The organism is Pseudomonas baetica (assembly GCF_002813455.1).
In the GTDB taxonomy this organism is placed as follows: Bacteria; Pseudomonadota; Gammaproteobacteria; order Pseudomonadales; family Pseudomonadaceae; genus Aquipseudomonas; species Aquipseudomonas baetica.
The window spans coordinates 5,991,959-6,005,531 of sequence record NZ_PHHE01000001.1 but is presented as its reverse complement, the minus strand read 5'-3'; the positions used below and the strand labels follow the sequence as shown (position 1 = coordinate 6,005,531).

At 59.5% G+C, this 13,573-nt stretch carries 13 protein-coding genes and 1 pseudogene; 8 read left to right on the top strand and 6 right to left on the bottom strand.

Going from position 1 to position 13,573, the window contains the following annotated elements; translation table 11 throughout:
- The first annotated feature begins 32 nt into the window (after positions 1 to 32).
- Complete coding sequence (locus ATI02_RS27805; RefSeq protein ID WP_100847942.1) at positions 33 to 968, top strand: LysR substrate-binding domain-containing protein; 936 nt, start codon at positions 33 to 35, stop codon at positions 966 to 968.
- Positions 969 to 1,054: 86 nt separating this feature from the next.
- A complete protein-coding gene (locus ATI02_RS27800) occupies positions 1,055 to 1,273 on the top strand; it encodes a hypothetical protein (protein ID WP_095190959.1) in 219 nt (72 codons plus the stop codon).
- 92 nt (positions 1,274 to 1,365) lie between these two features.
- Here the strand turns inward: ATI02_RS27800 and ATI02_RS27795 are convergent.
- Both ATI02_RS27795 and ATI02_RS27785 read right to left on the bottom strand, forming a co-directional pair.
- A pseudogene (locus ATI02_RS27795) lies at positions 1,366 to 1,832 on the bottom strand (DUF72 domain-containing protein).
- 132 nt (positions 1,833 to 1,964) lie between these two features.
- A complete protein-coding gene (locus tag ATI02_RS27785; RefSeq protein ID WP_100847941.1) occupies positions 1,965 to 3,752 on the bottom strand; it encodes a thiamine pyrophosphate-requiring protein in 1,788 nt (595 codons plus the stop codon).
- A 198-nt stretch (positions 3,753 to 3,950) separates the two neighbouring features.
- On the opposite strand from ATI02_RS27785, the gene ATI02_RS27780 reads away from it, so the two are divergent.
- Positions 3,951 to 4,721, top strand: a complete 771-nt coding sequence (locus ATI02_RS27780; RefSeq protein ID WP_100848512.1) for an APH(3') family aminoglycoside O-phosphotransferase — start codon at positions 3,951 to 3,953, stop codon at positions 4,719 to 4,721.
- A gap of 22 nt (positions 4,722 to 4,743) precedes the next feature.
- Here ATI02_RS27780 and ATI02_RS27775 read toward each other — a convergent pair whose 3' ends face one another.
- Entirely contained in the window at positions 4,744 to 5,019 is a 276-nt protein-coding gene (locus tag ATI02_RS27775) for a DUF2798 domain-containing protein (RefSeq protein ID WP_095190962.1), read from the bottom strand.
- A 127-nt stretch (positions 5,020 to 5,146) separates the two neighbouring features.
- On the opposite strand from ATI02_RS27775, the gene ATI02_RS27770 reads away from it, so the two are divergent.
- The 5 genes from ATI02_RS27770 (at position 5,147) to ATI02_RS27750 (ending at position 11,125) form a co-directional block, all read left to right on the top strand.
- Entirely contained in the window at positions 5,147 to 6,115 is a 969-nt protein-coding gene (locus ATI02_RS27770) for a LysR family transcriptional regulator (RefSeq protein WP_100847940.1), read from the top strand.
- 105 nt (positions 6,116 to 6,220) lie between these two features.
- Positions 6,221 to 7,264: an alpha/beta hydrolase family protein gene (locus tag ATI02_RS27765; RefSeq protein WP_100847939.1), complete on the top strand. Its 1,044-nt coding sequence runs from the start codon at positions 6,221 to 6,223 to the stop codon at positions 7,262 to 7,264.
- Positions 7,265 to 7,313: 49 nt separating this feature from the next.
- A complete protein-coding gene (locus ATI02_RS27760; RefSeq protein WP_095190965.1) occupies positions 7,314 to 7,697 on the top strand; it encodes a hypothetical protein in 384 nt (127 codons plus the stop codon).
- A 136-nt stretch (positions 7,698 to 7,833) separates the two neighbouring features.
- Complete coding sequence (gene yghU / locus ATI02_RS27755; RefSeq protein ID WP_095190966.1) at positions 7,834 to 8,673, top strand: glutathione-dependent disulfide-bond oxidoreductase; 840 nt, start codon at positions 7,834 to 7,836, stop codon at positions 8,671 to 8,673.
- Positions 8,674 to 8,953: 280 nt separating this feature from the next.
- Positions 8,954 to 11,125, top strand: coding sequence for a TonB-dependent siderophore receptor (locus tag ATI02_RS27750; RefSeq protein WP_100847938.1), 2,172 nt, complete (start codon positions 8,954 to 8,956; stop codon positions 11,123 to 11,125).
- Between the two features lie 227 nt (positions 11,126 to 11,352).
- Here the strand turns inward: ATI02_RS27750 and ATI02_RS27745 are convergent, their stop codons facing one another.
- From ATI02_RS27745 to ATI02_RS27735, 3 genes are all read right to left on the bottom strand, one after another.
- Positions 11,353 to 11,844, bottom strand: a complete 492-nt coding sequence (locus tag ATI02_RS27745) for a DUF2269 family protein (RefSeq protein ID WP_100847937.1) — start codon at positions 11,842 to 11,844, stop codon at positions 11,353 to 11,355.
- Position 11,845: 1 nt separating this feature from the next.
- Entirely contained in the window at positions 11,846 to 12,973 is a 1,128-nt protein-coding gene (locus ATI02_RS27740) for a saccharopine dehydrogenase family protein (RefSeq protein ID WP_095190969.1), read from the bottom strand.
- Between the two features lie 239 nt (positions 12,974 to 13,212).
- On the bottom strand, positions 13,213 to 13,554 hold the full coding sequence (locus ATI02_RS27735) for a hypothetical protein (protein ID WP_095191918.1): 342 nt from the start codon (positions 13,552 to 13,554) through the stop codon (positions 13,213 to 13,215).
- Positions 13,555 to 13,573: the final 19 nt, after the last annotated feature.

Here is a 13,573-nt window from a genome sequence, read left to right as displayed (position 1 = left end):
GTTGACGCCTTCTGACTGAATGGAATTCGACTGTGCTGGATCTCAATGACCTTCAGTACTTCGTTATGGTGGTGGACCACGGCGGTTTCGCGCCGACCGCACGTGCGCTGGGTATTCCAAAATCCAACCTGAGCCGGCGCATCGCGCACCTCGAAGAACGGCTGGGTGTGCGCCTGATCATCCGCAACACCCGAAACTTCTCGGTGACGGAACTGGGGCAGAGCTATTACGACCATTGCCGCGCCATGCTCAAAGAGGCCGAAGCCGCAGAAGCGGCAATCGCCATGACCCACTCCGAGCCGGGCGGCGTGCTGCGTGTCACCTGTCCGACTGCGCTGCTAGAGGAATGCGTTGGCGCAATCATCACGCGGTTCATGGCCATGCACCCGCGCATGGAAGTGCATCTGGAAGCCAGTGATCGTCAGGTCGATGTGGTTGCCGAAGGCGTAGATCTGGCGTTGAGGGTTCGCCCCTTGCCGCTTCAGGACTCCAATCTGGTCAGCCGCGTCATGTCGCAACGGCCACAGTGCCTGGTTGCCAGTCCGGCGCTTTTGAACCGTTTGGGCACACCCGACGGACCGGAAGATCTAGCGCGCTTTCCCAGCGTTCATCACGGCAGCCCACAACGCGATTACAGCTGGACGCTGTTCCATGAAGATGGCCGCGAATTCACCCTGCAACACCGACCGCAGCTCATTACCAGAGGCCTGCCGATGTTGCGTTGCGCGGCTATCGACAGCATCGGCGTCGCACAGATGCCCATGTCACTGGTACACGACTACATCGAGCGCGGGGAACTGGCCGTGGTTTTGCCGCACTGGACACCCCGAACAGAAATGATTCACGCCGTATTTGCGACACGGCAAGGGATGCTGCCGTCAACGCGGTTACTGCTCGATTTCATGCTTGAGCAGTTTCGTCTGCTGGATGATCCGCTGCGAGGCATGAGAAACACGCCGCGGGCCTGAAATACCGCTCATTCACAGCCTCTGAAAAAAATCGAACGCTCGCCACAGTCCCTCCTCCAATGGTTACACCCACGGAGGTCAACGATATGAACAGTAACGACAACAAAACACCAAACGCCCCGCCTACCGATACGTCCGGTAAACCGGTGAACGTGGTCGAGCGCGATCTTCAGGATCGGGACGATGACACCAACGCGGTGGATGAGGTCATCACGCCGTCTTCCACACGCGTTAAAGAGCAGGATGCCGAAACGTTACAGCGCAAGGTCGATGAGATTGAGCGCAAGGTGGCAGACGGAAATTAAGGCTTGTGCTGTCAGTTAGACTTAACCCCTCACCCCAGCCTTTTCTTTTGGCGAGAGGGTCGGGGTGACTCAACGGATACGGTGCAAAAACTCTAGTCGGCGATCAGGCCGGCGAGGCTCAACGCATTGCCAAGCGCAGCACCGCTGGCGGTATTGTCGAAGATGCACCAGGTCGCGGCACCTTCGGCAGCGGCGCTTCGCAACGCCTGAGCCAGTTGCTGCAGGTACGGCGATTCGTAGGCGCTGTGGTAGATACGCGCAGAACCGTGCAGGCGCCAATACTTCACTCCGTTCCAGCCACCCGGCAACGGATCGCTGCTGATACGCGAAGGATCGACCGCCGCATGGGTAATCTGCTGCGTGATCAGCAAAGGCTCGGCACTGATCCACGATTCATGGCGTGGTTCCAGCACCACGGCACCGGCGAAACGCAGAACGAACTGTTGATTTCAACGCTGTTGAATTGCGCGGCTTAGCGTTGCAGGTGCGTGCCGTCAGCCGGGAACGACGACCAATGTTCGCGCGCCAGATTCCAGCCTGCGCAGCCGATGTAAATCAAATCGATCCCCTCCAGATTTTGTGTCGCCCCCGTGTAGGAGCTGCCGCAGGCTGCGATCTTTTGATCTTGAAAAACAAAATCAAAAGATCGCAGCCTGCGGCAGCTCCTACAGGGTCGTCAGTGGGTTTCGGGTTATTTTTTTCCGGGTAGAACGGAGCTCAGTACCTGCTTGGCGGTTTGTATAATGATCCCGGCTTCGTCCGGATCGCCCTTGAGCAACGTCGTGGCGAACTTCTTCGCTTGCTCAAGTTTGATGTGCGGAGGCAACGGCGCCACGTTCGGGTCGGTCTTGAACTCGATCAGCACCGGCACATCCGAGGCCAGTGCCTGCTCCCAGGCAGCGGCAACGTCTTCTTCGCGGTCGACGAAGATGCCTTTCAGGCCAATGGAGATGGCGAACAAGTGATAAGGCACATCCGGGATGCTCTGCGACGCTTCGAATTTCGGATCGCCCTCCATCACTCGCTGCTCCCAGGTGACCTGATTGAGATCCTCGTTGTTGAACACCGCGCAGATCCATTTCGGACTCGCCCACTGCCGCCAGTATTTGGCGACGGTGATCAGTTCGGCCATGTTGTTCATCTGCATCGCGCCATCGCCCACCAAGGCGATCACCGAGCGCTCGGGATAAGCGAATTTGGCCGCGATGGCGTAAGGCACGGCGGCGCCCATCGAGGCGAGCCCGCCGGACAAGGAGCACTTCATGCCACGGCGAATCTTCAAGTCGCGGGCGTACCAGTTGGCGCACGAGCCCGAGTCACTGGTGATGATCGCCTGATCAGGCACGCGCGGCGACAACTCGTACACCACTCGCTGCGAATTGATCGGTTTGGCTTTGACCATGGCGCGTTTTTCCAGGGTTTTCTCCCAGCTGCCGCGCCAGCCTTCGACTTTCTTGCGCCATTTTCCCGAGGTTTTCTGTTCGAGCAGCGGCAGTAACGCCGCGAGTGTTTCAGCCGCGTCGCCCTGCAGATTGACCTCCATCGGGTAGCGCAGGCTGAGCATGTCGGGCTGCAGATCGATCTGCACACCACGCGCCTGGCCTTCCTTGGGCAAGAATTCGGAATATGGGAAACCCGAGCCGATCACCAGCAAGGTGTCGCACTCGCTCATCATCTTGTAACTCGGCTCGGTGCCGAGCAAGCCGATGCTGCCGGTGACCCACGGCAGATCGTCGGGCAGCACGGCTTTACCGAGTAGTGCTTTGGCCACCCCGGCACCGAGTTTTTCCGCCACGGCAATCACTTCATCGGTCGCCTCCAGAGCACCGGCGCCGACGAGAATCGCGACCTTTTCCCCTGCGTTCAACACCTCGGCGGCGCGCTGCAAATCCGCCTCGTAGGGCAGCACTTTCGGCTTGCTGTAACCGACACCGGAATGCGCCGTGCCATGGGCTCGGGCCGGGGCTTCGTAAGGGAGATCCTGCAGGTCATTGGGCAGGATAATCGCGGTGACGCGACGTTCGCCGACTGCCGTGCGCACTGCGCGATCAAGCAAATGGCGGACCTGCGATGGCGCCGAAGCCTGCTGCACAAAAGCCCCGGCAACGTCCTTGAACATCGAGACCAGATCCAGCTCCTGCTGGTAATGACTGCCCAATGCCGTGCGCGCCTGCTGACCGACAATTGCCAGCACCGGCATGTGGTCCATCCGCGCATCGTAGAGCCCGGTGATCAGGTGCGACGCGCCTGGGCCTGAGGTGGCGATGCACACGCCCAGTTCGCCGGTGAATTTGGCATGGGCCGAGGCCATGAACGCCGCCATTTCTTCGTGGCGCGCCTGGATGAATTCGATCTTTCCCTTGGCCCGGTCGAGCGCGCCGAACACGCCGTTGATACCGTCACCCGGATAACCAAATATCCGCGTAACGCCCCATTGGCTGAGCCGCTCAACCAGAAAATCTCCCACTGTCATCGTCATCGTGTTCCTCGCCTTTCACCGGTGCATGGAGCCTTTCCGGCAGCGCATCTGCCGGAAGGTGTAAGGGTCTGGACAGTCAGGCGGATGACGAAGTTTCGATTGATTGCCGGCAGACAAGTCCCGGCGCAGCGTTTGCGCAGAACATCGCTGGCGCGGCACAATGCGCGCCTTCTACGTGACCGCAAGGGACGCATGAACATGGTGTTACCAGAGCAAAGGCGCAAGCGGTTCGCCGACGCCCTCATCGAACAGCAAACGATCGGCGAATCCCGTGCCGACGTTCTGCGGATCACACCTGAAGGTTCAGTGCCGCTGTTTGTGAAGTCCGAGCAAGTGATGATCTGGGGCGAGTTGCCCGGGGAAGTGCAACGTTTGCGCTGGATGGCGAGCCAGGATCTGCCCGCGCCACGGGTACTGGAAACCGCCACCGAAGCGGATCGCAATTGGTTACTGATGACCGCCATACCGGGCCGGGACCTGGCCAGCAGCGCACACCTGGCGCCGCAGCAGATCGTCACTCTGGCCGCCAATGCCTTGCGATCGCTGCACGCGGTGGCCATCAATCGTTGCCCGTTCGATCATCGTCTTGATCAGAAAATCCCACTGGCTCGGGAGCACGTGCTCGCCGGGTTGATTGACGAACAGGATTTCGACGACGCGCGCATCGGCTGCACGGCCGAGAATGTGTTCCAGCAGATACTGGCCGAACGTCCTGATCATGAAGATCTGGTGGTGACCCATGGCGATGCCTGCCTGCCGAACCTGCTCGCTGAAAACGGCCAATTCAGCGGCTTTGTCGACTGCGGGCGGCTCGGCGTCGCCGATCGTTATCAGGATCTCGCCTTGGCCACACACAGCATTGGCTCCAACCTCGGCAAACAGTGGGTACCGATGTTTTTCGAGGTCTATGGCGTAGAACCCGATCAGCGATTGATCGCCTTTTATCAATTGCTCGACGAATTGTTTTGAGGCGCTCGGACGGTGCCCGCAATCAACGATGCGGATGCACCGTCAGCGCCACCAGTTTGATCACGATGGGCCGGACGACGAGGATGCACAGGAATGCCACCGGCATTGCCGTTTTGTAGGCGTGCAGCGCATTACTCAGGTAGTCGTTATCAATGCCGGAGTTGGCGGCGGTGATCACCAGCGACATCAGAAACGCCATGATCGTCGCCATGTACAACGCAAACACATAGGGTGTGGCACGTGCTGACAGCTTGCGGCGGCTGACATACAGAGCATCGGAACGGCTGGGTTGATTCATAGGGCTTTTCCATCCATCGACAGGGAGCGGGCACCTTAGCAAGGCGGATCCCGCTCAACTAGACGCCCCTTCGCTGGTGCTTTATAAAGAAAAACTTACGAATAACCTCCTACTCGGCAGGCCATGGATGAATCTGTTAGCGGCAATTGCCAGTTTTATCAAAGTGGTGGAGTCGGGCTCCATTGTCGGCGCCGCGAAAACCCTCGGCGTCAGTGCAGCGGCGGTCAGCCAGACGATCAATCGTCTGGAAGCGCACCTCGGCGTGCGGCTGCTGCAACGCACGACGCGGAGCATGGCGCTGACTGAAAACGGCGCGGTGTATTACGACAAGGTCAAGCGCATCGCAGCGGATCTGGAGTCGGCGCAAAGCTCGATCTGCAATGACGAAACCGAACTGCAAGGACGGTTGAGCATCGCCTCGACTTCCGCCTTCGGCCGCCATGTCATCGCACCGCTGATCGCGGGTTTTGCGGCGCAACACCCGCGCCTGCTCCTTGAGCTGTCGACCACCAACGGCAAGATCAGCCATATCCAGGAGGGAATCGATGTAAGCCTGCGGATCGAACCGCAACTGGAGGATGGCATCATCGCGCGCAAGATCGTTTCCCTGCCCTTCGTCATGTGCGCCGCCCCTGTTTACCTGGAACGCGCCGGTTGGCCGCAATCGCCGGACGATTTGCAAAACCACGCGTGCCTGGCGTTTCGATACCCCTTGGACGGGCGTTTTCTGCGTTGGCGTTTTGTGCGTGACGGCCAGCGCTTTGATGCCAACCTCAACGTCACGGCCATCAGCAACGACATCGACGCACTGGTGCAGATGGCCGCCAGCGGTGCGGGTATTACACGCCTGGCAGAGTTCGTCGCGGCGCCTTATCTGGCCAGCGGTCAACTGGTGCCGCTGTTTGCACGGCCCAACGGTGAGGCGCACGCGGTTGTCGAGCCGATGGACATTTATGCCTGTGTGCAGGAACGCGCGGCGATGACGCCAAAGGTCAAAGCCTTTCTGGATTACTTGGTCGAACACTTGAAAGAGCGCTGGCCACCCGCCTGTGCACCTGGTATCGAGCAACACAGCGGAGCTGGCAACGGCAACTGACGTCAGCGCGATCGCCAACACAACGTTCAAAACGGACTCGCTGAAACGCGCGGATTAAGGCAAAGTCCACTTCGCCAATCGGCACCCTCAAGGACGAAAACAACAATGAAAAAAGCTTTCGGCGCCCTGCTTCTGATCTGCCTGAGCACCCAGGTATTGGCTGACAACCACCCGATCGGTTTCCAGCGTTCGACGCTGCCGGACGCGAACAATGAGCGGCCGCTGGAGATGGTTGTCTGGTACCCCGCCCGGGCAAGCACTCGCCCGGCAACGTTGATTGCTGACAACCCGGCGTTTGTCGGCGTCATGGCCGTAGACAATGCACCACCGACCGAAGGCGAACATCCTTTGGTGGTGCTCTCTCACGGTTATCGCGGCAACTGGACTAACCAGGCATGGCTGGCCAGCGCACTGGCGCGCAAGGGCTACATCGTCGCAGCGGTCAATCACCCCGGCAGCACCACGCATGACCGTAGCCCCCAGGCGGCGGCACAGTTATGGCTGCGTCCTGCGGACATCGGCCGGGCCATTGATGCGGTGACGGCTCAGCCGAAACAATTTGGCGCCGTCACGCAGCGGCGAGTGGCGGTGGTCGGCCATTCACTCGGCGGCTGGACGGCTTTGGAAATCGCCGGTGCGCGTTTCGACGCCGAGCGATTTGCCCGCGACTGCAGCGTTCATCTGAAGTTAGCCAGTTGTTCCGTTTACCAAACCATGAATCCCGCCAGTCACCCGGCAGCGAAGACCCGCCTGGGCGCCGATTTGCGCGACAAGCGCGTCACGGCCGTGGTGGCGTTGGATCTGGGCCTGTCACGCGGCTTTACCGATGCCAGTCTGGAGGCGTTGCCGGTACCGGTGCTGGTGATCGCAGCGGGCGTGCCGTCGCAAGATCTGCCCGCTGAACTGGAGTCCGCCGACCTGGCGAGGCGCCTGCCGAAAACGTCGAGTCAATATGTCGAGATCAAAGACGCCAGCCATTTCAGCTTTATGTCGCTGTGCAAGCCGGGAGCGATAGCCATGCTTGAAGAAGACGCGCCCGGCGACGGCATCATTTGCACAGATGGCGACGGCGGACGCCCGCGTGAGGTGATCCAGCAGCAGACGGTTTCGATGATCAGCGAGTTTTTGCAGCGGTCATCTGACAAATGAAGAATAGAGATCAAACCGATATGCCCAGGTCGTTGGAATTGCACACCCTATGAACATCTCGAAAACCGCCGCATTGCCCGCTGTCGGGATCGCAGCCGCCGCCGTAATAACGCTGCAAGTGTTTCTGTACGACGGCGAAATCATCCTCGCCCAAGCGTCATCCGGCAGGACGCTCACTCAATTGGTCGCGCAATTGGTCATCACCATCGCGGTGCATCTGTTTGTCGTCCTGATGGTTCCGATGTTATTGATCGCGCGAAGGAAATTCCTCACTGGCTATGCTGCTCTTGCGTTGTCGCTGGCCGCCTACATCCAGATAACAACGGACCTGAGTCTGATCGGCGCGGCCGTCGCGCTCATTGCCTTTTCCGTGTTGGTTTTCTGTGGTGTCGTCAAGTTGATCGAATGGCTGCGCTATCTTCGCGCCGACTGACTGCAGCAGCCGTCGGTACTTCTGCCGGGACACTCGGTGATCACGGAATATCAAATAACCCGAGTTCCGTCTGGCACGCGAGGGGATTTTTCCTTACGGTGTCACTCTACTTTCAGCCAGTAACGATGAGGTCTTCATGAGCAATGCGTCTTACGTTCCGCCCAAGGTCTGGAAAAACGAAGCTGCGTCCGGCGGCCAGTTCGCCAGCATCAACCGCCCGATCGCCGGGCCGACGCATGACAAAACCTTGCCAGTCGGCAAGCATCCCTTGCAGCTCTACTCGCTGGCCACCCCCAATGGCGTGAAGGTCACCATCCTGCTTGAGGAGTTGCTGGCGCAGGGGCATACCGCTGCCGAATATGACGCGTGGTTGATCCGCATTGGTGAGGGCGATCAGTTCTCCAGCGGGTTTGTCGAGATCAATCCGAATTCGAAGATTCCTGCGTTGCTGGATCGCAGCGTCGAGCCGCCCCTTCGCGTATTCGAGTCGGGTTCGATCCTGCTTTATCTCGCCGAGAAGTTTGGCGCGTTCCTGCCCACCGATCCGGCGGGACGCACTGAGACCCTCAACTGGCTGTTCTGGCAGATGGGCTCGGCGCCCTATCTGGGCGGCGGTTTCGGGCATTTCTATGCCTATGCACCGGAAAAAATGGAGTACCCGATCAACCGCTTCACCATGGAAGCCAAGCGTCAGCTTGATGTGCTGGACCGACGCCTGGCCGAGAGCCGTTACCTGGCCGGCGACAGCTACACCATCGCCGACATCGCGGTGTGGCCGTGGTACGGGCAACTGGTGCGCAACAACGTGTATTCGGCGGCCGAGTTTCTGTCGGCGCAGGAATACACCCACGTGCAGCGCTGGGCCGAGGAGATCGCCAAGCGGCCGGCGGTGGTTCGCGGGATGCGCGTCAATCGCACATGGGGCGATGAAGAAAGCCAGGTCCCGGAGCGGCATCAGGCGGCCGATCTGGACTAACGTTTCAGTGCTTCAACCACGCGCTGGCAGCGTCGTCGATCAACGCCAATGATCGGCCGCTGCTGGCCATTCCTGCTCTGCGTTACCCGTTTTAATCCCGTTGATATCCAGACCTTCTGGAGAATCCCTCACGCCTCGGCCACCACCAAATATGAAAAATTCGTTAACTAACGGCTGAGTACGCCTTTCTTCAAGAGAATCAATCTGACAGACTAATGCGAATAATTCCTACACGCATATGCATCAGATTCTTTTTAGTAAACCTTGGGGAAGCAGATTGATGTCGTTTCAGACCATCCACCACCGTTCGAACCTCGCACCTAACCTGTTGGCACTGGCTATCTGCATGGCCAGCGTCGCACCGGCTGCGGCCGAAGACGCCACGCCAGAAAACACCGCCGCACCGGCGACGCTGGAGCTCGGCGCGACCGAAATCGGCGCCACACAGATGAGCAGCACCACCGAGGGTTCGCAGTCCTACACCACCGGCCCGATGCAGACCGCGACCAAGCTCTCTCTGACCATGCGCGAAACGCCCCAGGCGGTGACGGTGATCACCCGTCAGCGCATGGACGATCAAGGCATGACCAGCATCAACGATGTCGTGCGGGCCACGCCCGGTTTGTTTCTCAATCAGTCCAGCGGCCCCGGCCGGCAGGCTTATAGCGCTCGCGGTTTCGACATCGATAACATCATGTACGACGGCCTGCCCAGCTCTTACCAGCCGTACTCGATGGCGGTGCAACCGAATCTGGCCATGTTTGACCGGGTAGAAATCGTTCGCGGCGCGACCGGCCTTGTCACCGGTGCCGGCAACCCGTCGGCCGCCATCAACATGGTGCGCAAACGCCCGACCGCGACCCCGCAGGTGTCACTCACCGGTGCAGCTGGCAGCTGGGATGATTATCGCGGCGAGATCGACGCCTCCGGTCCGCTGAACGAAAACGGCACGTTGCGTGGCCGTGTGGTGGGCTCCTATCAGGGCGCCGACAGTTTCCGCGATAAAGAACAAAACGATCACGGCCTGTTCTACGCCATTGGTGAAGCTGACCTGAGCGAAGCAACTACCGCGACGCTGGGCTTCTCTCGTCAAAATGAGCAGACCAACTATTTCTGGGGCGGCTTGCCGATCGGTGCCGACGGCCACCACCTCGACCTGCCCCGCTCCACCTACCCCGGCAGCGACTGGGAAAACAAGAAGCTGCAGATCGACACGGTCTTCGGTGAAGTCGAGCATCGCTTCGACAACGACTGGAAACTGCATGTCGCCGGTTCTTCATCGACACTCAACGGCGAGTTCTCCGGCACTTACCTGTCGCGTTACGCCGGCCCGCTGGAAACCACGGCTTACCAATCGCACAACACCGACAAGCAAACCGCAGTCCACGGTTTTGCCAGCGGCCCGTTCGAAGCCTTCGGCCGCACCCACGAACTGGTCGTCGGCGCCAGCAACCGTGTCTACGATGCTACGACCAAGGAATACGATCCTTACACCACCGCCTGGCCGATCGGTGCGCCCAAGCCCGACTTCGTGCGTGACGGCAAGACCCGCAACGTCACCACTCAGGATGCCGTCTACCTGACCACCCGCTTGAGCCTGACCGACCCGTTGACGCTGATCCTCGGCAGCCGTCTGGACTGGTACGACTACGATGACCGCACCACCGATGGCGACTACAAAGTCACCCGCAACCTGACCCGTTACGCCGGCCTGATCTACAAGCTGGACGACCACCACTCCGTGTACGCCAGCTACACCGACATTTTCACCCCGCAAACATCGAAGGACCTTTCCGGCAAAGTGCTGAAGCCGATCGTCGGTGAAAACTACGAGGTCGGCATCAAGGGCGAGTATTTCAACGGCGCCCTCAACACCAGCCTGGCCGTGTTCCAGATGGACCAGAGCAACCGCTCGACCCTGGCGCAAGATCAACGCGGTTGCCCGGTCATGACCTGCTACAACGCCTCCGGCAAAGTGCGCAGCCAAGGCGTTGACATGGAGCTGCAAGGCGCGCTGACCGAAAACTGGCAGCTCGGCGCTGGCTACACCTATACCCGCACGCACTACATCAAGGACGAAAACCCGGCCAACAATAATCAGCAATTCAAAACCGACACGCCTGAGCACCTGTTCAAGGTCTCGACCGTTTACCGCCTGCAGGGCCCGCTGGAAAAACTCCGCGTCGGCGGCAACGTTTATTGGCAGAGCCGCATGTACAACGACGTGGTACTCGCCAGCGGCGGCAGCTATCGCCTCCAGCAAGGCGGCTACGCAGTCACCGACCTGATGGCCGGCTACGAGGTCAACCAGCACCTGGACCTGCAGGTCAACGCAAACAATATCTTCGACCGCGTCTACTACTCCGCCATCGGCAGCAACGTGACCTGGGGTTCCAACGACAACTACGGCAACCCGCGCAGCTACATGCTCACCGCCAAATACAAGTTCTGACTGAGTGTTGTCGGCGTCATGGATGACGCCTTCGCCCCGTTTAACTCGCCTGGCGTCGCATCGTCAGAATCGCCGCACCCAAACCAATGAACGTCGTCGCTGATACCGTCCGGCAGCATCGGGCCCTTTTTGCACAACTGCTTGATACCGAGGTAGAACAAACAGGAAGCGATCCGGCTTAGCGCAACCGCCCGGCAACGCCGCCGCGAAAACCGGCAAAAACCGTTTCAGACCAACACCCCCAACAATTGCCACGGGGTCATTTTCGTCACCATCATCAGCACAATCACAAACATCCCCGAAAATCCGCAGACACCCAGCCAGAACCATTTGCGGTACAGCGACCGGTAGGTCTCATCCAGCGCCCTGCCCGCCTCGCTCGCGTTCAAAGCCAGAACCTGCAAGCGTTTCTGCAGCAACAGCACCGGTAGCCACAGAGCGCCCACACAGAAGAAGATCAGCAGCGACATCAGCACCCACTCGGTGGTCAGCGCCAGGCCCGAAAATCTCAGCAAAAAGTAACCCGACACGATCTGAATGAAACCCGCCGGTGTGGTGATCCAGGTGTCGAAGCGCACGACCATTCTGGCCACATGGGCAATCACTTGGGGATTACCCGAACGGCTGGCGGCGATCAGATAAAGGTAGGAGCCCATGCCGAAGCCGAACAGAAAAATCGCCGCGATGAAATGGATGTACTTGAGGCACAGATAGAGCATGTCAGCGTTGCCCGTCCGAAAACTTAACGGTCAGGCTGAGGTTACGCGGGTCGTTGATCGCAGCCATGTACTCAGCGACGCTGATTTCGCCCACACAAGGTCGGGCGCCGGCGGCGGGCACGTAGCCTTTGGTGACTTTCGCGGCGAGGGCAACGGCTGCACAGCTTGGAATCTGCGGACCTTTGTCATTAAGGGCGATCAACTGTGCCGTCATCGACAGTGGCTTACCGTCCACGCCGAGGCCTTGAATATCGATGTACATCGCACTTTTGCCATCGCCAAAACGCTCGAACCAGGTGCCCAGACGATGCAATCTTGCCGCCCAGCGAAGATGATCGCGGACCAGCCCGCTGCGCAACGCCTGAGCCAGCAGATAATTGGCGACACCGCCAAGCTTCAGGCCGGCCCCCGCTTTGAACCGCAGGGTTTGCGCGCCATAACGACTGGCGAAAATGTCCATATCCGGCACGTCGACATTGGCCAGCACTCGAAAGCCCAGATCCGGCATTTTGCGCAGCGTCAGGTCCTGCCAGCCGAGCACCTCATGTACGCGGCCGTTTCTGAGTTGTTTGATCGGTTTGCCGGCGTAGGCCAAGACGCCTTCGACGGTCGACAGCCCCGGCATTTTGGCCGAAGAAGAAATGCCGTGCTCGATCGAGTCAATGCGTGAAAAGCGCTGGCGCTGCTCATCGATGATGGCTGAGGACAGGGTCGGCACCGAACTGCAACCGCTGAGGATCACTACACCGGCCTGCTTCGCTCGGGCATCGAGTACGCCGATGCCGTTGACGAAGGTGCGGCAATCGGACAAGTCGCAATAGTTCACCCCGGCATCGATGCAGCTTTCGGCGACGGCATAGGATTGCCCCTGAAAGGGCCCGCCGGTGTGGATCACCCACTCAATGTTCATCGCCCGCAGCGCTGACGCGAGCCCGGCGCCCATGGCGTCGCCACACCAACTCCCGCAGTCAGTCGCCGATTGTTTTTTCAGTTCATCGACCTTGTGCCGCAGCTTGTGGGCGTCACGGCCCGAAATGAACAAATCGACGTCGCGCATCACTGCCAGATGCCGGCAGACAATGCTGCCAAAGTTTCCGTAACCGCCGACTACCAACACCCTTAACGTCATGCAATTCTTCCCTGGACCATGATCACGCACAATGGCGGCGAGCTTCCCTGATATCGCCAGGTCAGGCAAGTACGCTTGAGCCGACACGCGAACACTGGATTGAGCAAGGGGGGCCGATGGCAGTCATTGCGCTATCCGACAGGCAAAAAAAACCCCGTAACCTAATGCGGTACGGGGCAAAAAATTGGTTGGTTGCGGCCAACCAAAGGAGCTCGGTTAAAACGGGGTCAACGCCTCACTCAGATGCAGTCCTGCGCGGCGCGTTCGAAACTTGACGGGAGGAAATTCGAGGCGAGCAAATGGCGCTCGTAAATGAACACTTTGCCGCCGCTGCCAGCCTTGTAGGCTTCCAGCACGTTGTCTGCCGCGACCTTGCTCGGCACCACAATCCGGTAACTGCGCTGAGTCTGCGAGACGCTCGGGTTCAGTGCACTGCCCTGCAATTTCGGCACAACGCAATCGGCGTACTGCGCCGGCGTCTTGCTGGTCTGCAAGGTCAGCGTCGGGTCGTTCGGTGCAGAGGCACAACCGCCAAACAGCAACGAAGCAACGGCCAGGGCCGGCAGGAATAAATGACGCATCGGTGTAATCCTGAAAATA